16 protein-coding genes are annotated in these 17,740 nt (G+C 64.7%); 6 read left to right on the top strand and 10 right to left on the bottom strand.

What is annotated here, in order from left to right:
- Positions 1-51: 51 nt before the first annotated feature.
- The 8 genes from P2869_RS26155 to deoC form a co-directional block, all read right to left on the bottom strand.
- Complete coding sequence (locus P2869_RS26155; RefSeq protein WP_277598403.1) at positions 52-1,107, bottom strand: ABC transporter permease; 1,056 nt, start codon at positions 1,105-1,107, stop codon at positions 52-54.
- Between the two features lies 1 nt (position 1,108).
- Positions 1,109-2,641, bottom strand: a complete 1,533-nt coding sequence (locus tag P2869_RS26160; RefSeq protein ID WP_277598404.1) for a sugar ABC transporter ATP-binding protein — start codon at positions 2,639-2,641, stop codon at positions 1,109-1,111.
- A gap of 1 nt (position 2,642) precedes the next feature.
- Entirely contained in the window at positions 2,643-3,644 is a 1,002-nt protein-coding gene (locus tag P2869_RS26165) for an autoinducer 2 ABC transporter substrate-binding protein (protein WP_017775425.1), read from the bottom strand.
- Between the two features lie 58 nt (positions 3,645-3,702).
- A complete protein-coding gene (locus tag P2869_RS26170; RefSeq protein ID WP_017775424.1) occupies positions 3,703-4,761 on the bottom strand; it encodes an ABC transporter permease in 1,059 nt (352 codons plus the stop codon).
- A 51-nt stretch (positions 4,762-4,812) separates the two neighbouring features.
- Positions 4,813-5,811, bottom strand: a complete 999-nt coding sequence (gene rbsK / locus P2869_RS26175) for a ribokinase (RefSeq protein WP_277598405.1) — start codon at positions 5,809-5,811, stop codon at positions 4,813-4,815.
- Positions 5,808-6,293 (bottom strand): RbsD/FucU family protein, encoded by a 486-nt coding sequence (locus tag P2869_RS26180; RefSeq protein WP_277598406.1) that lies wholly within the window; start codon positions 6,291-6,293, stop codon positions 5,808-5,810. The genes rbsK and P2869_RS26180 overlap by 4 nt, the downstream gene beginning before the upstream one ends.
- A gap of 113 nt (positions 6,294-6,406) precedes the next feature.
- A complete protein-coding gene (locus P2869_RS26185) occupies positions 6,407-8,830 on the bottom strand; it encodes an aldehyde dehydrogenase family protein (RefSeq protein ID WP_277599853.1) in 2,424 nt (807 codons plus the stop codon).
- A 50-nt stretch (positions 8,831-8,880) separates the two neighbouring features.
- Positions 8,881-9,891: a deoxyribose-phosphate aldolase gene (gene deoC / locus P2869_RS26190; RefSeq protein WP_277598407.1), complete on the bottom strand. Its 1,011-nt coding sequence runs from the start codon at positions 9,889-9,891 to the stop codon at positions 8,881-8,883.
- A gap of 220 nt (positions 9,892-10,111) precedes the next feature.
- Between deoC and P2869_RS26195 the strand changes: the two genes are divergently transcribed.
- Positions 10,112-11,275 carry a porin gene (locus P2869_RS26195; protein ID WP_176049070.1) on the top strand — a complete coding sequence of 388 codons (1,164 nt, stop codon included), beginning with the start codon at positions 10,112-10,114 and terminating at the stop codon, positions 11,273-11,275.
- Positions 11,276-11,458: 183 nt separating this feature from the next.
- On the opposite strand, the gene P2869_RS26200 is transcribed toward P2869_RS26195, so the two are convergent.
- Positions 11,459-12,205 (bottom strand): glucose 1-dehydrogenase, encoded by a 747-nt coding sequence (locus P2869_RS26200; protein WP_017775418.1) that lies wholly within the window; start codon positions 12,203-12,205, stop codon positions 11,459-11,461.
- A gap of 322 nt (positions 12,206-12,527) precedes the next feature.
- Between P2869_RS26200 and P2869_RS26205 the strand changes: the two genes are divergently transcribed.
- The 5 genes from P2869_RS26205 (at position 12,528) to P2869_RS26225 (ending at position 16,087) form a co-directional block, all read left to right on the top strand.
- The gene (locus P2869_RS26205; protein WP_277599934.1) at positions 12,528-12,653 is read left to right on the top strand and encodes a hypothetical protein; all 126 of its coding nucleotides are present in this window, start codon (positions 12,528-12,530) and stop codon (positions 12,651-12,653) included.
- A gap of 72 nt (positions 12,654-12,725) precedes the next feature.
- Positions 12,726-13,544: a 2OG-Fe(II) oxygenase gene (locus P2869_RS26210; RefSeq protein WP_277598408.1), complete on the top strand. Its 819-nt coding sequence runs from the start codon at positions 12,726-12,728 to the stop codon at positions 13,542-13,544.
- A gap of 539 nt (positions 13,545-14,083) precedes the next feature.
- Positions 14,084-14,404 carry a flagellar transcriptional regulator FlhD gene (flhD, locus tag P2869_RS26215; protein ID WP_017775415.1) on the top strand — a complete coding sequence of 107 codons (321 nt, stop codon included), beginning with the start codon at positions 14,084-14,086 and terminating at the stop codon, positions 14,402-14,404.
- 11 nt (positions 14,405-14,415) lie between these two features.
- On the top strand, positions 14,416-15,081 hold the full coding sequence (flhC, locus tag P2869_RS26220; RefSeq protein WP_017775414.1) for a flagellar transcriptional regulator FlhC: 666 nt from the start codon (positions 14,416-14,418) through the stop codon (positions 15,079-15,081).
- Between the two features lie 325 nt (positions 15,082-15,406).
- On the top strand, positions 15,407-16,087 hold the full coding sequence (locus P2869_RS26225; protein ID WP_277598409.1) for a response regulator transcription factor: 681 nt from the start codon (positions 15,407-15,409) through the stop codon (positions 16,085-16,087).
- A gap of 116 nt (positions 16,088-16,203) precedes the next feature.
- Here the strand turns inward: P2869_RS26225 and P2869_RS26230 are convergent, their stop codons facing one another.
- The gene (locus P2869_RS26230) at positions 16,204-17,727 is read right to left on the bottom strand and encodes an efflux transporter outer membrane subunit (RefSeq protein ID WP_277599854.1); all 1,524 of its coding nucleotides are present in this window, start codon (positions 17,725-17,727) and stop codon (positions 16,204-16,206) included.
- Positions 17,728-17,740 lie beyond the last annotated feature (13 nt).

Here is a 17,740-nt window from a genome sequence, read left to right on the forward strand (position 1 = left end):
CGTCCTCTGCTTCAGTTGCCCTGCTTCAATTGCCCATCCATTAACCTCGCTTCAACTCCCCCGCCGCCACGCGAACAGCACGCCGGCCAGCAGAATGAACGCGCCGATAATCACCTTCTGCCAGGTGCTCGGCACGCCCACCAGAATCAGCACGCTGTTGATCAGCGTCACCAGCACCACGCCCAGCAGCGTGCCCATCACGCTGCCCGTGCCGCCCGTAATCCTTGCGCCGCCCAGAATCACGGCCGCGATCACGTCGAGTTCCGAACCCACCAGATCGAACGGATTGGCGAGCCGGTTGTTCGACACGTGCAGGATGCCCGCAATGCCGGCCAGCATGCCCGTGTAGCCGAACACGAACAGATGCACCGCGCGCAGGTTGTAGCCGAGGCGCTCGGCAATCGCGAGGCTGCCGCCCATCGCATAGACGGCGCGGCCCATCATCGTGCGGTTGAGCAGCCACCACGTGAGCACGGCCGCCATCACGAGCGCGAGTACCGAGACCGGCAGCACCGCGCGCAGGCCATCCGCCGTGCGATAGAACACGAGCGGAATGCGTCCGAAGTGATCCATGCTGTGCGGAATGTTCATGAAGAACGTGGTGCCCACGAAGGTGAGCAGCAGCCCGCGGTACAAATACTGCGTGCCGATCGTGACGATCAGCGACGGCGCCTTCAACCGATGCACGAGCAGCCCGTTCACGAGCCCGAGCAGCACGCCGCCCACCGCGCCGCACACGAGAATCAGCACGAACGGCGCGTCGGGCCACCAGGCGAACACGGCCTTCGTGATCGAGTACATGGTGAGCGCCGCAATCGCCGTGAACGACACGTCGATGCCGCCCGAGGCCAGCACCACGAGCGTGCCGAGCGCGAAGAGCGAGACCGTGGTGGCCGAGTGCAGCAGGTCGAAGAGCGTGGCGAACTGGAAGAAGCGCGGGTTGATCGCGCCCACCACGCCGCACGTCACGACGATCAGCGCCGCCGTGAACCATTCAGGCTGACGCGCGAGCACCACACGCCAGCCGTGCTTCACGGCAGGCTGAGCGTCGTCGGCGGCGGGTGGAGTCAAGGTGTGGTTCATCTGCGAGGGAACACTGGGTGGCATGTCAGGCGGCCTCCGACAACAGCGCGTGATACAGATCCGCTTCCGTCAGCTGGTCGGCACGGTATTCGTTCGCGACACGCCCCTTCTTCATAAGCAGGATGCGGTCGCAGTTCTGCAACAGCTCGGGCAGGTCGTCGCTGATCAGGATGATGCCGATGCCGCTTTGCGCGAGCCGCTGCATGATGCGGTAGATGATGTCCTTCGAGCCCACGTCCACGCCCACCGTGGGGCCGTGCAGGATCAGCACGCGCGGGTCGATGGCGAGCCACCGGCCAATCAGCACGCGCTGCTGGTTGCCGCCCGAAAGCGACTGCACGGGCTTGTCGATACCAGGCGTCGCGATCTGCAGGTCGTCCACGGTCTGCCGCGCGAGCGCGTCGGCGCGCGCACGGTCAATCTGACCGAAGCGGTCGCGCAGGCTCGAAATCATTGCGGTGATCACGTTGTCGCGAATCGGCTTGTCGAGAAAGAGCCCTTCGTTCAGGCGATCTTCGGGCACGTAGCCGATGCGGTGCTGCTTCGCGTCCGACGGCGTGCGCACCGTAATGCGCTTGCCGTCCAGCACGATCTGCCCCGACTGCGCCGGTGCCACACCGGCAAGCGCCCGCGCGAGTTCGTTACGGCCCGAGTCGAGCAGACCCGTCACACCGAGAATCTCGCCCGCGCGCAGCGAGAACGAGACGTCGGCGAACTGGCCCGCGCGTGTGAGCGCTTTCACGTCGAGCACTTGATCGCTGCCCACCTCGCCCTCACGATAGCGTTCGCTCGTGAGGTGGCGGCCCGTCATCAGCTCGCTCAACTGCGCTTTCGTGTACTGCGTGATGGGCCCTTGCGCCATCTTCTGGCCGTCGCGCAGCACGATCACTTCGCCGCCAATCGCATAGCATTCGTCGAGCTTGTGGCTCACGAACAGCACCGTCACGCCGTGCGCGCGCAACTGGCCGAGCACGCCGATCAGGTTGTCCACTTCCTTCTGCGTGAGCGACGTGGTGGGCTCGTCCATGATGACGAACTTCGCCTCGCTCGCAATCGCGCGCGCAATCGCCACGAGTTGCCGTGTGGCGAGCGGCAGTTGCTCGACGAGCGTCGCCTGAAACGCGGCGTCGCCGGGCAGCCCCACCGCTTCGAGCGCACGCGCCGCCGTGCGCGCGAGCGCGCGGCGGTCGAAGGTGCGGGCGAGCCGGCCGTCGTGATCGGCCAGCTCGGACGTGAGCGCCACGTTCTCCGCCACGCTCATGTTGGGCAGGAGCGAGAGATCCTGATAGACCGTTTCGATGCCCGCCGCGAGCGCCTGCAACGCCGTAAGCCGCGCGTGACGGACGCCCTCGACGATCAGTTCGCCCTCGTCGGGCGGCTGCGCGCCGGAAATGATCTTGATCAGGGTGCTCTTGCCGCAGCCGTTCTCGCCGAGCAGGTGATAGATCTCGCCGCGCCGGAAGGCGAGGCTCACACCGCGCAGCGCATGCACGCCGGTGAACCGCTTGTGGATGCCGGTCACCTCGAGAAAGTGCGGAGCAGACGTGGGCGCATTCATGTCAGAACGGATACTGCTTGTAGTTCGTCTTGTCCACGCTCACCCAGCCCTGGCCGCGCACGATGATGCCCTTGCCCGGTCCCTTCGAGACCGTCACCTTCGTGTAGCCCGGAATGCCGAGGTCCGCACCGTTTTCCACCGTCTTGCCGTCGATCAGCATCTTCGCGACCTTGTTCATGGCGAGCCCGGCGAGCTTCGGGTCCCAGAACGCGATGCCGTTGATGGCGCCGCTTTCGAGGAATTTGCCGGCCTCCGTGGGCAGGCCCGTGCCGTAGACGCAGATCTTGCCCTGCAGGCCCGCTTCTTCGACAGCGCGGCCAATACCGATCACGTCGAGCGACGACGAACCCTGGAAGCCCTTCAGGTCCGGGTGCTTGCGCAGCACTTCCTTCGCGACCTCATAGGCGTGCTCGCCGTCGTTGTTGGTTTCGAGCTTCGGCTCCACAAGATCCATCTTCGGATACTTCGCCTTCGCATTGCCGATGCCGCCATCGGCCCACTGCACCTGCGAGCGGCTGCCGAGCGACCCCACCAGCACGGCCCACTTGCCTTCGTTGTGCATGCACGCCGCGAGCCGCTCGTTGAGCGCCGCGCCATAAGCGGTGTTGTCGAACGCTTCGATGTCCACCATCGTGTTCTTCTCGTTGTCGGCCTCATGCGTGACCACCTTGATGCCGCGGTCCATCGCCTTCTTGAGCGCCGGCTCCAGCGTAGGCGGGTCGTACGGCACCACGGCGATGGCCGTGACCTTCTTCGCGATCAGGTCTTCGATGATCTTGAGCTGCTGCGCCGCATCGGCGCGGCCGGGGCCAGTCTGATAAGCGGTGACGCCGGGGTTCTCTTTCGCGAACTGCTTCACACCGTCGTCCATGCGATTGAACCAGTTGATGCCCGTCACCTTCACGACCGTGACGATGGTCTCGTTCGCGGCGTGGGCCGCGGCGATCATGCCCGTGGCGAGCGCGGCTGCCGTCAGCGCGGCGGCGAGTCGAGTGGGTTTCATGCAATGTCTCCTTTATGGTTGGTTGTGGACTGCGAAGATCGATGGTGTCAGTCGCGTGTCAGTCGGTCCGCACGCTGCCGCTGCTGCCGCTATCGGCGCTGCGTCGGCGAGGCGCGACGAAACCGAACATGGAGCGCACGCGCGCCTCGCCGGCGAACGCCAGCGAAAGCAGCAGCAGGAAGCCCCAGGCGCAGTCGCCGAAGAACTGCGACACGCCGAGCAGATTGAAGAGGCTCGCGAGAAATTGCAGCACCGTCGCGGCGAAGAACACGCAGACAATGCGCCCATAGCCGCCCGCCGGGTTCACGCCGCCCATCACCGCAATCAGGATGGCGATGAGCAGATACGAGTTGCCGTAATCCCACTTCGCGCTCAGGGTGTGCGTCACGCTGATGAGCCCCGCCAGCGATGCGAGCACACCGCACATCGTGTAGGTGGCAATCAGCATGCGGTCGCGTGGAATGCCCGCATAGAAGGCAGCCTTCGGATTCGTGCCCATCAGGTAGAGCCTGAGTCCGAACGGCGAGCGCTTCGCGATCCAGCCCAGCAAGAGCACGGCCGCGATGAAGATGCAGAACGAAATGGGCACCTGCCAGACCGTGCCGTTGCCGATGTCGGAGAGCGGTTCGACATAGTCCACGTGCACCGAGGCGCCGTTGCTCAGCACCACCGCGATACCCGTGAACAGGAGTTGCGTGCCGAGCGTGCAGAGAATCGGTGTGAGCCGCAGCCGCGCGATCACGATGCCGTTCAGCAAGCCGCCCACGAACCCCATTGCAATCACGATGACGCAGAAGAGCGCCGTGTAGAGACCCGGCTGGTCGTCGCCGCTCACGAACCTGGGCACCACGAGCGCCGCGATCATGCCCGAGAGGTTGGCGAGCCCCACGCCCGAAAGGTCGATGCCGCCGTTGCCCGAGATCATGGAAAGCATGATGCCGAGCGCGAGCAGGCCGAGTTCGGGCAACTGGCCGCCCATGGACTGCAGATTGTCGAGGCTCACGAACTGCCCGTGCGAGAGGAACGTCGCCACCAGCACGACGAGCACGTTCACGGTGAGCAGGAAATTCAACTGCCGGTCTTTGAGCAACGCTCCCGGCGAAAACGAACGCTTCATCGCAACCACCACTCCTTTGACGATGACACCGCGCGTGAGGCGCAGCGCGGTTCAATGCACGTGCGAAGCCTCGCCCGTTTGCGCAAGCACGCGATTCACTTCATCGAGCGTCGGCATGGAAGGCGCCGTGCCCGGACGCGTCACCGAAATGCCCGCGAGCGCGCAGCCAAAGCGCACCGCCGACAGCGCATCTTCGCCGCGCGCGAGCGCTGCCGCGAAGCCGCCCGTGAAGCCGTCGCCGGCACCAGCCGTTTCCACCACGCGTCCGCACTGAAACGCCGGGAGCAGCACCGACCGCGTGGCCGAATGCAAGAGCGCGCCCTTCTCGCCCAGCGTGATGATCGCGGTGCCGACGCCTTTGGCGAGCAGCGCGTCGGCGGCACGCCGCGCATCGTCGACGCTCTCGACGGCCATGCCCGTGAGCGTGGCCGCCTCGGTCTCGTTGGGCGTGATGTAGTCGCACAGCGCGTAGAGGTCGTCGTCGAACGGCATGGCGGGCGCGGGATTGAACACGGTCGTCACGCCATGCCGGCGCGCCAGTTCGAGCCCGCGACGCGCAGCCGCCACCGGTTGTTCGAGTTGCGTGACGAACACGCGCGCGGCGGCGATATCGGCTTCGATGGCGTCCACGTCCGCGGCGCAGAGCTGATCGGCCGCGCCGGCCGCGACGATGATCGCGTTCTGCCCCGTCGCGTCGTCCACGAAAATGTGAGCTGCACCCGTCGATACGCCGTCCGCCACTGCGGGCACGCGCGCCGTGATGCCTTCGGCGGTCCACGTCGAACGTGCAATGGCACCGAAGGCGTCGTTGCCGATGCGCGTGCAGAACACCACGTCCGCGCCCGCGCGCGCCGCGGCCACCGCCTGGTTCGAACCCTTGCCGCCCGGCCCCATCTTGAACGCCGTGCCCGCAATGGTTTCGCCGAGCAGCGGCATGCGGCTCGCACGGAACGTGAGGTCCGTCACGTAGATGCCGAGAATCACCACGCGGGCGATCCCTGGTCCGGCTGGTCCACCCGGGCCGCGCGGCTGCGTTGCCGGCGCATTCATGACCGGTTCCCCGCGCTGGCCTGCGACGGGACATCCGGCGCGAGCAGCACGCCCTTCTTGAATACGAAGCAGCCGTAGCCGCGCTGCTCGCCCGTGGCAATCACGCAGTAGGCCTTGCGGGCGCGCTCGTAGAAGGCAAAGCGTTCGATGGAAGCGAACGGCACGTCGCGCCCTTCGGCTGCGTTCACTTCGGCCTGTGCCTCGCGCTGAACGGCCGGAATGGTGTTCGGTTCGCCGACCACTTCCATGCGCAGCGCAGGATCGTCGACGAACGTGTCGAGCGGCAGCACCGAGAGCACGGCGCGAATGGCGCGCGCAGAGTCCACGCCGTCGAGCCGCAGCAGCTTGCCGAGCACCGTGGCGCGCGCGACCGAATCGGCGGGAAAGTTCGCATCGCAGATCACCACTTCGTCACCGTGGCCCATCGACGCAAGCGCATGCAGCACGTCGGCACTCAGAAGCGGGTCGAGATTCTTCAGCACGTTTGTCTCCTACTCTCTGTTCGGTTTTTCGGTTTGTTCGGTTTATTCAGTCTGCCTGGCAATCAGACGGCGCATCGGGCACGCGAGGCCCAACCGTGAAACCTGCGCCGCACTCAGTCTCCATAAGGAATCCAGACGTTCTTCACCTGCACCGCCTCGTGCAGGAACGGCAGGCCTTCGCTCGCGCGGTCGAACCAGTCGAAGACGCGCCCGTGGTCCACGAACGTGCGCTTCAGATTGCCCGCCGACTCGCGCTCCACGAGCGCCGCACCCGCCGCACTGCCGAAGCACCATACCGCGTCCACGTCGTCGTGACGCACGAGCGCGGGCAGCAACGCGCTGCGCTCGCCCGTCACGATATTCAGCACACCAGCCGGCACGTCCGACGTTTCCACCACCTGATAGAAGTCCGTCGCGACAAGCGGCGCCGTTTCGCCCGGCAGCAGCACGACGCGATTACCCATCGCAAGCGCAGGCCCAGCGAGCGACACGAGCGCGAGCAGCGGCGTTTCGTCCGGGCACGCTACGCCGATTACACCGAGCGGCTCGTGCATCGCCAGCGCCACGCCGCGCATTGGCGGCGTGTGCACGGCGCCGTCGAACTTGTCGGCCCACGCAGCATAGGTGAAAAGCCGCGTGACCGCCGCGTCCACTTCGGCCTGTGCCGCGTCGGCAGACGCACCGTTGCGCTGCACGAGCTGATGCGCGAACTCCTCCCCGCGTACGGCCAGGTTTTCCGCGAGGTAGTAGAGCACCTGGGCGCGGTTGTGCGCCGTCGCGTTCGACCATCCTTGCGCCGCGCGCGCCGCGGCCACGGCGTTGCGGATGTCCTTGCGGTTGCCCGCGCCCACCTCGCCTACCACGCGGCCGTCCGGCGCATGCACTGGCAACGAATAGCCGCTGTCGGGCCGCACCTGCTTGCCGCCGATGAAGAGCTTCGGCGTGCGGTCGATCACGGCGGTCGTCGTGGAAGCCGGGTGCTCGCTGTCTTCGTCTGCGTCGTCTTCTACCGCCACGGCATGCGCGAGAACGGCCTGCTGCTGTGCCGGCCGTTTCGCAAGCGTGAGCCATGCGCGCGGCTGGAGGTATTCGTAAATGCCCTCGCGTCCACCCTCGCGGCCGAAGCCCGACTCGCGATAGCCGCCGAAGCCGACGGCCGCGTCGAAGAGGTTCGTCGCGTTCACCCAGACCACACCGCAAGCAAGCTTCGGCGCGACGTCGAGCGCGCGGCCAATGGTCTCGCTCCATACGCTTGCGGCGAGGCCATAGCGCGTGTTGTTCGCGAGCGCCACCGCTTCGTCGGGCGTGCGAAAGCTCATGGTCACCAGCACCGGGCCGAAGATTTCCTCCTGTGCGAGCACCGATGCACTGCCCACGCCCGTGACGAGCGTAGGCGGGTAATAGCAGCCTTCTCGCGGCATCTCCACGTGCGGCGGCTGCCAGATATCGCAACCCTCGGCGCGCCCGCGTTCCACGAGCGCGCGAATGCGTTGCAGTTGCACGTCGTCCACGATCGCGCCAATGTCGATGCTCTTCTCCAGCGACGGCCCCACACGAAGCGTCGCCATGCGGCGCTTGAGCTTCTCGACGAAACGCGCTTCGATGCCTTCCTGCACGAGCAGGCGCGAGCCCGCGCAGCACACCTGGCCCTGGTTGAACCAGATGGCGTCCACCACGCCTTCCACGGCGCCGTCGAGGTCCGCGTCGTCGAACACGATGAACGGCGACTTGCCGCCCAACTCCAGCGTGAGCGCCTTGCCCGAGCCCGCCGTGGCCACGCGGATCTGCCGGCCCACTTCGGTGGACCCCGTGAACGCGATCTTGTCCACGCCGCGATGTTCGACGAGCGCCGCGCCCGTGCGTCCGTCGCCTGTCACGACGTTGAGCACACCCGCGGGCAAGCCGGCACGCTGCGCCAGTTCCGCGAACAGCAGCGCCGTGAGCGGCGTGTATTCGGCGGGCTTGAGCACGACGCAGTTGCCCATGGCAAGCGCCGGCGCAATCTTCCAGGCCAGCATCAGCAGCGGAAAATTCCACGGCACGATCTGACCGATCACACCGAGCGGCGCCCACTCGGCGAACTCCGTTTCCTGAAGCTGCGCCCAACCCGCGTGATGCAGGAAGTGACGCGCGACGAGCGGCACGTCGATGTCGCGCGTCTCGCGAATGGGCTTGCCGTTGTCGAGCGATTCGAGCACGGCGAAGAGCCGGCTGTGCCGCTGCACCATGCGTGCGAGTGCGTAGAGATGTCGCGCGCGGCCAGGGCCGCCCAGCGCCTGCCATGCTGGCTGCGCGGCACGTGCGCTTGCCACGGCGGCGTCGATGTCGGCCGCGCTGCCCTGCGCGACGTGCGCAAGCAATTCGCCGGTGGCGGGTGCGTGAGTGGCAAAGCGCTCGCCTTCGACCGGCGCGCGCCACGCGCCGCCGATGAAATGGCCGAACCCGGCCTCGTGCTGCGCGAGCCAGGCGCGCACAGGACCGTCGTCCTCAGGGGCGGGGCCGTAGGCCATCGATGAAAAATACTCCGCTACGCTCATGGTCATGGTGGGTGATTCGGGCAGGCGTGGTCGTCGTGTTGGTTAGGCGCTCATGCGAGCGGATGACGATGGAAGGCCGAATAACGGCCGCTCACGTGGTGTTCGAGCTGCCGTTCGATGTCGGCGAGCAGGCTCGATGCGCCAATGCGAAAGAGCGCCGGTTCGAGCCATTCGCGGCCCAGTTCCTCTTTCATCAGGATCTGATACGAGAGCACGGACTTCGCGCTCGACACCCCGCCCGCCGGCTTGAAGCCGATTGCGAAGCCCGTGCGCGCGAGATACTCGCGGATCATGCGCACCATCACGAGCGACACGTCGAGCGTGGCATTCACGCCTTCCTTGCCGGTGGAGGTCTTGATGAAATCGGCGCCGGCCATCATGCAGACCATCGACGCACGCGCCACGTTGGACAGCGTGCGGATGTCGCCGGTGGCGAGAATGGCCTTCAGATGCGCGCGGCCGCAGGCGGCGCGAAAGTCGCGCACTTCGTCGTAGAGCGCGCGCCAGTTGCCCGTGAGCACGTGTTCGCGCGTGACGACGATGTCGATTTCCGCAGCGCCATCCGCCACAGACGCTTCGATTTCTTTGAGCTTCAATTCATGCGGCGTGAGCCCTGCGGGAAAGCCCGTGGACACGGCCGCGACCGGAATGCCGCTGCCCTCGAGCGCGTCGACAGCCGCTGCGACGAAGCGGTGATAGACACACACGGCGCCTGTCGTGATGCCGGCGGAAGCCATGCCAAGCGCTTCCAGAATGTCGTCGCGCACGGGATGGCGCGCCTTCGCGCAGAGCCTGCGCACGCGGCCTTCGGTGTCGTCGCCGTTGAGCGTGGTGAGGTCGATGCACGTGATGGCCTTGAGCAGCCACGCGGCCTGGGCGTCTTTCTTGACGGTGCGGCGCGTGGCGAGCGTCGCGGTACGGCGTTCCACCGCCGACGCATTCACCCGCAGGCTGTCGAACCAGCCGGCGTCGAACGGCACGCCGGGATTGCGTTCGCCATGTGCGGCAGAACCGCGATGCAACGCGATGACGGACAGCGGCAAAGAGGGACTTTCGGACATCGTCACGACCTGATCTTGTGCAATGCAAAACAGAAATTGACGGTTTGCTCGCATGCATCCTACATCGACTGATAGGATCGTAACAAGCCGTCGTTACGATTATTTCTTTCCGCTTTCCCTCACTTTCCGCCCCGCATGCCCTCGGTGTTTTCACCAGGCGTGGACGCGCACGTCGTGAAAGTGGCGTGAAGGTTTCCCCCCGCGAGAATCGGCCCCATTCATCCATTTCAACGCAGTGAATGAGGAGACGATCGTGAGGAAGAAGCATCTCGCATTGGCGGTACCGGCGACGGTCGCGTTCGCGGCAGGCAGCGCATACGCGCAATCGAGCGTCCAGCTCTATGGGCTCATGGACTTGAGCGTGCCGACCTACCAGTCGCATGCCGACGCGAACGGCAATCACGTCATCGGCATGGGCATTGGCGGCGAGCCGTGGTTCAGCGGCAGCCGCTTCGGGATGCGCGGCGCGGAAGACATTGGCGGCGGCACGCAGGTGATCTTCCGGCTTGAAGCGGAATACCGCGTGGCGGACGGGCAGATGGAAGATCCGGGTCAGCTGTTCGACCGCGACGCATGGGTAGGTCTGCAGAACGATACGTTCGGCAAGATCACGGCGGGCTTCCAGAACACGATTGCGCGCGACGCATCGGCCATCTATGGCGACGCGTACGGTTCGTCGAAACTTTCACTGGAAGAAGGCGGCTGGACCAACTCGAACAACTTCAAGCAGATGATCTTCTACGCGGCCGGGCCCACAGGCACGCGTTATTCGAACGGCCTCGCGTGGAAGAAGCTCTTCAACAACGGCATCTTCGCGTCGGCGGGCTACGCGTTCGGCAACCAGACGAGCTTCGGTCTCAATTCGGTGTATCAGGGCGCACTGGGCTACAACGGCGACGCCTTTGCCGTGTCCACGTTCTACAGCCACGTGAACAAGCAGGGCTTCGCGAACCAGAGCTTCTCGGTGGGCGGCAACTACACGTTCGGCATTCTGCGGGCCAACGCCGGCTACTTCCGTTACTGGGGCGATCAAGGCTCGCTCGGCCAGCGTCAGGACAACGCATGGACCGTGTCGTTCAAGCTTTCACCGAAGGGCCCGCTCGACTACGAACTCGGCTACCAGCAGATGCGCGTGCACAACGCGGCATACAACTCGGACGGCGACATTCCGAACGCGAACCTCGGCACGTTTGATCCCGCCTCGGGGCTGCACAACGGCTTCAAGGAGACGCTGTACGGTTCGGTGTTCTATCACTTCTCGAAGCGCACGGAAGTGTACCTGGCCGGCGACTACATGCGCCTGCATGGCGGCTATACGGTGGGCAGCACGTTCGGCTCGAACAACCAGGTCGAGGTGACGGGCGGCATTCGTACGCGCTTCTAAATACGCGCTTGCTGGCACGCGCAGAAGAACAGCTCATCCTCCACGCGTAGTGGATTTGCGACCCGCATGGGCACCTGCCCTGCGGGTCTTTTTTCTTTCTTTACGACTGTGGGTGCAACGCCCGGCAGAGCGTGTGAACGGGCAGACCGTGTTGGACCGCGCACACACGCCCGCCGTGAAAGATCAGCGCACGCCGCCGCTCGCGTTCAGATGCTCGCCCGTGATCCAGCGCGAATCGTCGGAGGCGAGGAACACCACCACGCGCGCGATGTCGTCGGGCTGGCCGATGCGGCCAAGCGGCGTCTGCGCGAGCACGCTGCTCTCCATGTCGGAGCCGATCACGGAGGCCGCATGCGTGCCTTCGGTCTCGATGAGCCCCGGATTCACGGCATTCACGCGAATCTTGCGCGGCCCAAGTTCCTTCGCAAGCGAACTGGTCGCGGCATCCACCGCGCCCTTCGTGGCCGAGTAGACGGTGGTGTACGCCGGCGTAATGCGCGTCACCACCGAACTCACGTTCACGATGCTAGCCCCTTCGCCCAGATGCTTCGAGGCGGCCTTGGTGGTCAGCAGCAGGCCTAGCACGTTGATATCGAACTGCCGGTGAAAATGCGCTTCGTCGATCTCTTCGAGGGGCGCAAAGGAATACACGCCCGAGTTGTTCACGAGGACATCGAGGCGACCATAGGTTTCGACTGCGGTGTTGACGATACGCTCGGCGTCCGCGGCCTTCGACACGTCGCCCGCTACGGCGACTGCTTTACCGCCTGCGGTGATGATGGCGTCCACGACGGCGTCTGCGCCGGCCTTGCTGGATGCGTAATTGACCACTACCGAAGCGCCTTCGGCAGCCAGCGCCTTCGCGATGCCCGCGCCAATGCCCTTCGATGCGCCGGTCACCACGGCGACTTTGCCAGTCAGCTTGCTCATGATCGTTTCCTTCGAAAATGCGTAAGTGGGTACAGGGAACGCGAGGGGTTCCGTGCATATGCAGTAAGACGGTGTGAATCTATCCCGACGCGGCGCGGCGATAAATGTGTCCATCACGAATACATTGGCCGGATGACCCGAACAATCGGCGGCGGACCTGCGGCACGACTCACACATGCCGCAGACAAACCATGACCTTCGAGGTGATGGTCGCGCCGCGGGCTTGGGTCATCATGGCGACCATGAGCACACTGGCCTCTGCCTCGCTTCGCATGTCGGCATCGCATTCCGTGGTCGCCGACCGCAACGACGAGCAACCGCCATGCTCGATAAGATCGCCGTGCCGCTGCGTAGACGGAGTAGACGGCGGACGGAGCAGACGGAGCTCGGCGTGCTCTCGTTCGTCAGCACGACCACGGTGTTCGGCACGCCGGTCGCCGCCGAATGAAACCGCAAGCTGCGGAGCGTCTCGCGCACGCGGCATGCGTAGAGTGGTTCATGGCCTCACAGGAGTACGTACATGAACCGCCTCGACTCGCAACTTCCATTGCTCGATACGCAGAACGATCCCGCACCATCGCTTGCGCCCCATGAGGATCGCGAGCGGCACCGCCCTCCAGCCGGCTCCGACCCGTCCCTCTCTCGCCGCATCGAAACACTGGATTGGGGCGCCATCGCGCAAATGCTCGACGAATACGGCTACGCAGTCGCTCCCCAATTACTGGCAGAGGACGAATGCGACGCGCTGGCCGCCCTCTACGGACACCACGAGCGTTTTCGCAGTCGCATCGTGATGACCCGGCACGGCTTCGGCCGCGGCGAGTACCAATATTTCAGCTATCCGTTGCCGCGCCTCGTGCAGCAACTGCGCACGAGCCTCTATCCGCATCTCGTTCCAGTGGCCAACCTCTGGAACCAGACGCTCGGCATCGACGTGCGCTATCCAGCCTCGCACGCGGAATACATCAAACGTTGTCACGCCGCCGGCCAGTTGCGCCCCACCCCGCTGCTGCTCCAGTACGGAAAAGACGACTACAACTGCCTGCACCAGGACCTCTACGGCGAACACGTGTTTCCGTTACAGGTGGCGGTTCTGCTGGCCGAGCCGGGCCGCGACTTCACAGGCGGCGAGTTCGTGATGACCGAGCAGCGGCCGCGCATGCAGTCGCGCGTCCAGGTCGTGCCGCTGCGCAAGGGCGACGCGGCGATCTTCGCCGTCCACCATCGGCCCGTGCAGGGCACGCGTGGCGCGTATCGCGTCAACCTTCGGCACGGTGTGAGCCCCCTGCGCTCGGGCCAACGACACACCTTGGGGGTGATCTTCCACGACGCAACGTAAGGCATTCGAAAGAATCATCCGGAATGTCCCCTAGGTTGTTACAAACGCGGGCGAGAGCCGTTACAAATGCCGTCGCCAAGCTGTTACAAACAGCGGTCAAATGTAACGCGTCCACATGCCGCATTTTTTACCGCGCAAGTAAACCCTTGCCTTTATTCATATCAAAAGGGGAATAGAATTTCCGGGGTGCGCGGGAGCGTCGCAGAGAAGTTGCTTCAATCAGGAGATACCCTGTCGTAACAAGGGTTTGAGGCCCACAATAGCGCTGGCCGGGCCGCCCGGCGCACGCCAATAAGGCGCGTTGCAGATTTATGAAAAAATTACTGATCCGCAGTCGGTTTTTTTCCACAATTTTTTTGACGAGCCATTGCTTTTTGACATTCCCCCTCATACAATTCGCTCCAAGCTGTTACGAGTTGTAACAAGCTGTATCAAATAGATAGATATCGCCGAAGGTCGTTACAAGACCAGGCGGGGGCAGAAAAGACATAACGGCGAACAACGCCGGCAGTTCAATCGGGGCTTCGGAAAACTGAGAAATGGACCGTAGCAGCGAGACGCTGGAGTCAATCCGCGAAATCAATTTGTCGTACATCATGCTTGCGCAACGTATGTTGCGTGAGGACAAGGCAGTCGGCATGTTCCGGCTGGGCTTGTCGTCGGAGCTGGCCGAACTGCTTGCCGGACTGTCGCTTGCACAGATCGTCAAGCTGGCCTCCTCCGACCAGCTTTTGTGTTTCTTCCGCTTCAACGATCACACGATGCTGTCTGCCCTCACGCAGACGACGCGTCACGCTGACGTTGCTTCGACGCATGCCGCCATCCTGCTCGCGGGTCAGTCCGCAGAGCAGTTCGCCTGACAGGGACCGCCATGCAAGCTGAAGTCACGATGCTCAAGTCTGCGCCGAAGCGCAGCCTCACTGAAGACGCACAGGAAGTGTTCCGCGCGATCGCCTTGATCGAGCTGGGCGCGCGCATGCAGGTGCTGGAAAGCGAACTCACGCTTTCGCGCGACCGCATGATCCGCCTGTACCGTGAAGTGAAAGGCGTGTCGCCGCCCAAGGGCATGCTGCCCTTCTCCGCGGACTGGTACATGACGTGGCTTGCGAACATTCATGCGTCGCTGTTCTACAACACCTACCTGTTCCTCAAGAACGAGGCGCGCTGCTCGCACCTCGACGCTTTGACGAAGGGCTACCGGCTGTATCTGGAACACTGCCGTCACAGCGACACGGAAGCCGTGCTGGATCTCACGCGCGCCTGGACGCTCGTGCGCTTCTTCGACGCCGGCATGCTCCAGCTCACGCCGTGCTGCCGCTGCAGCGGCAAATTCGTCGCGCACAAGCATGACCTGCAGCACAACGTAGTGTGCGGCGCCTGCCAGCCGCCCTCGCGCGCGGGTAAGACGAGAAAGGCGGCCGTGGCACGCCAGGCCGTCTGCGAAGACACGGTCGCGGCCGACGCCGCCCTGCTGGCTGAAGTCGCCGCGCAGACCCATGTGCCGGTCACGCGAGCGCCCGTCGCCGAAGCGGCCTAGCGAAGCCGGAAGCCCCCAGCCTCCCATTTCTCTGCGTTTCATCGGTTCATTGCGCGGCCCGCCTCTCACGGCGGGCCGTTTCATTTGCGGCTTCGCCCGCCCAGTCTCTCCCTCCCGCCGATCGGTACTTCCCCTGGCCTTTCTTGCAACGCGTCGATAGCCGGCAGAAGGTTTGGTTTCGCTACGATCCGCAAACGTAAAGCCGCTCAAGACATCAAAACAATAAAGACACCGGATTCCTTACTTTTTTACTTCAACAATATTTCGTATTCCTTCGTCCGCGCGGAACGAAAGGATAACGAAATAACCGGTGCAGGGACGCAAGATGAAAGTGCTGCTCGCAGAAGACAACGAATCGCTGAGCCACTGGCTGCTCAAGCTGCTGAAGGAAGAGCGCATGGCCGTGGACCGCGCGGCCGACGGCGACGCCGCCGACCAGCTTTTGCGCACCGAACAGTACGACGTGGTGCTGCTCGACCTGCAACTGCCGAAGATGACCGGCAAAGACGTGCTGCGCCGTCTGCGTGGCCGACGCAACAACGTGCCGGTGCTGGTCGTCACGGCGAGCGGGTCGATCGACGAAAAAGTGGAGTGTCTCGGCGCCGGTGCCGACGACTACATCGTGAAACCGTTCGAGACGCGCGAACTGGTCGCTCGCATCAAAGCGCTCGCGCGCCGGCAGAACGGCGAAAAGCATACGGATTTCGCCTGTGGCGACCTCACCTATAACACCGACAGCCGCCAGTTCCGCATCCGCGGCGAGCCGCTCTCGCTGCGCCCCAAAGAGCATTCGATTCTCGAAATGATGATGCTCAAGTGCGGCAAGACACTCTCGAAGTCGGCGCTGATGTCGGGTGTCTACGCGCTCGAAGAGGAATCGAGCGAGGATGCCATCGAGATCTACGTGCATCGCATCCGCAAGCGGATCGAGCATTGCGAAGCGACTATCGTCACGTTGCGCGGGATCGGCTATCTGTTACAGGAGAAGAAGGCGCAGCCTGGATAGGCGAGCGCATGTCGCCCCCTCAATGCGCGCTTAAAACAAAAGCCGTGCACGTCGGCTATCGACGTGCACGGCCCCCTGCTGACTTCCTTTCCGACGCTCGTCACGACTCAGCAGGCTCAGCGCTTTGCCACCTGCTGTGCGTCTTGTGTCGAGCCTTGCTGCGGCGAAGCGCTGCCCGTCTTCGTGTCGTCGCCCCAACCGCCGCCCAGCGCACGGATCAGGTTGACGGTCGCCACGGCCTGCACGCCCTGAAGCTGGCTTGCCTGCAACTGCGAGACCAGCACCGAGCGCTCGCTGTCGATCACGTTGAGGTAGCTGACCTGCCCTTCCTCGTACTGCGTGCGCGACAGATGCGCGGCCCGCTGCGACGCATTCACCGCATCGTTTTGCGCCTTCATCTGGTCGTCCAGCAAGCGCAGGTCGGACAGGTTGTCCTCCACCTCGCGGAACGCTACGAGCACCTGCTCGCGGTATTGCGCAACCTGTTCGTCGTACCTCGCGCGGGCCTGGTCGAGACCGGCCTGACGGCGCCCGCCGTCGAAGATCGGCAGCGTGAGCGCCGTGCCCGCGAACGGCCCCAGCAGGAAGGTCCGCGTGGACCATTTGAACAGGTCGCCCAGCGTCGCGGACTCGTAGCCGAACGAACCCGTGATGTCGAGCTGCGGGAAGAACGCGGACTTCGCGAGCCCCACGCGCGCGTTCGCAGCGGCCATTGCGCGTTCGGCGGCGGCAATGTCGGGCCGACGTTCGAGCAGCGCGGACGGCAAGCCCGGCGGAACGCGCACGGCCACGGGCGCAAGCGGTGTTTCGGGGAACGAAAAGTCCGCCGGTGCCTTGCCGAGCAAGATCGCGAGGCCATGTTCCGACGCCGCGCGCTGACGCGCCACGCCCACCGCATCGGCCTGGGCCGTTGCCAGTTCGTTGCGTGCCTGCGAAACGTCGAGTTCGCTGATGTCGCCTTCCTTGAAGCGGCGCTCTGCAAGCCTGAGCGCATCCTGACGCAGCGCCACCGTGCGCCGGAACAGATCGACCTGCGAATCGAACTGGCGCAGCTGGAAGTAGTTCTGCGCGACGTCGGCCTGCAACGCGAGCTGCACGGAGCGGAACAACGCCTCGCTCTGCTGCGCATCCGCGCGCGCCGCGTTCACGTTGGAGCTCACGCGACCGAACAGATCCGCCTCATACGAAACCGTGCCCTGCGCGCGCCACAGCGTCTGCGTGGGCACATTCCGGTCGTCGGGCAGGAACTGCGAAGCGGGCGAGAGCCGTTCACGCGTGGGACCGAAGCCCGCATCGAGCGACGGGAACCACGCCGAGCGCGCGGACCGCGTCACGGCACGCGCCTGCTGCACGCGCGCAGCCGCCGCTTTCAGATCCTGGTTGGCCGCCGCAGCCTGCTCTTCCAGCTGGTTCAGCGTCGCGTCGTCAAACACGCTCCACCACTCGCCGCGGTGGGCCGCGTCGGAAGGCTGGGCGGCCTTCCACGTGCCGGCATCCTGAGCAGCGATCGGCGCTTCCTTGAACGCCGCGGGCGCTGCCGCGTCCGGGCGGTGATAGGTCGGCTCTACCGAACATGCGGCGAGCAGCGCGACGAGCAGGCCGCTGACCGCAACCCAGCCGAGCCTGCCACACCCCTGCATGCCGGCAGCGCCG

This window comes from Paraburkholderia sp. SUR17 (genome assembly GCF_029536165.1).
GTDB classification, from domain to species: Bacteria; Pseudomonadota; Gammaproteobacteria; order Burkholderiales; family Burkholderiaceae; genus Paraburkholderia; species Paraburkholderia kururiensis.

Excerpts from the sequence above, each read along its gene's own strand:
- P2869_RS26155 (WP_277598403.1), bottom strand. The coding sequence starts at position 1,107 with ATGCCACCCAGTGTTCCCTCGCAGATGAACCACACCTTGACTCCACCC.
- P2869_RS26160 (WP_277598404.1), bottom strand. The coding sequence starts at position 2,641 with ATGAATGCGCCCACGTCTGCTCCGCACTTTCTCGAGGTGACCGGCATC.
- P2869_RS26165 (WP_017775425.1), bottom strand. The coding sequence starts at position 3,644 with ATGAAACCCACTCGACTCGCCGCCGCGCTGACGGCAGCCGCGCTCGCC.
- P2869_RS26170 (WP_017775424.1), bottom strand. The coding sequence starts at position 4,761 with ATGAAGCGTTCGTTTTCGCCGGGAGCGTTGCTCAAAGACCGGCAGTTG.
- rbsK (WP_277598405.1), bottom strand. The coding sequence starts at position 5,811 with ATGAATGCGCCGGCAACGCAGCCGCGCGGCCCGGGTGGACCAGCCGGA.
- P2869_RS26185 (WP_277599853.1), bottom strand. The coding sequence starts at position 8,830 with ATGAGCGTAGCGGAGTATTTTTCATCGATGGCCTACGGCCCCGCCCCT.
- deoC (WP_277598407.1), bottom strand. The coding sequence starts at position 9,891 with ATGTCCGAAAGTCCCTCTTTGCCGCTGTCCGTCATCGCGTTGCATCGC.
- P2869_RS26200 (WP_017775418.1), bottom strand. The coding sequence starts at position 12,205 with ATGAGCAAGCTGACTGGCAAAGTCGCCGTGGTGACCGGCGCATCGAAG.
- P2869_RS26205 (WP_277599934.1), top strand. The coding sequence starts at position 12,528 with ATGCTCGATAAGATCGCCGTGCCGCTGCGTAGACGGAGTAGACGGCGG.
- P2869_RS26210 (WP_277598408.1), top strand. The coding sequence starts at position 12,726 with ATGAACCGCCTCGACTCGCAACTTCCATTGCTCGATACGCAGAACGAT.
- flhD (WP_017775415.1), top strand. The coding sequence starts at position 14,084 with ATGGACCGTAGCAGCGAGACGCTGGAGTCAATCCGCGAAATCAATTTG.
- flhC (WP_017775414.1), top strand. The coding sequence starts at position 14,416 with ATGCAAGCTGAAGTCACGATGCTCAAGTCTGCGCCGAAGCGCAGCCTC.
- P2869_RS26225 (WP_277598409.1), top strand. The coding sequence starts at position 15,407 with ATGAAAGTGCTGCTCGCAGAAGACAACGAATCGCTGAGCCACTGGCTG.
- P2869_RS26230 (WP_277599854.1), bottom strand. The coding sequence starts at position 17,727 with ATGCAGGGGTGTGGCAGGCTCGGCTGGGTTGCGGTCAGCGGCCTGCTC.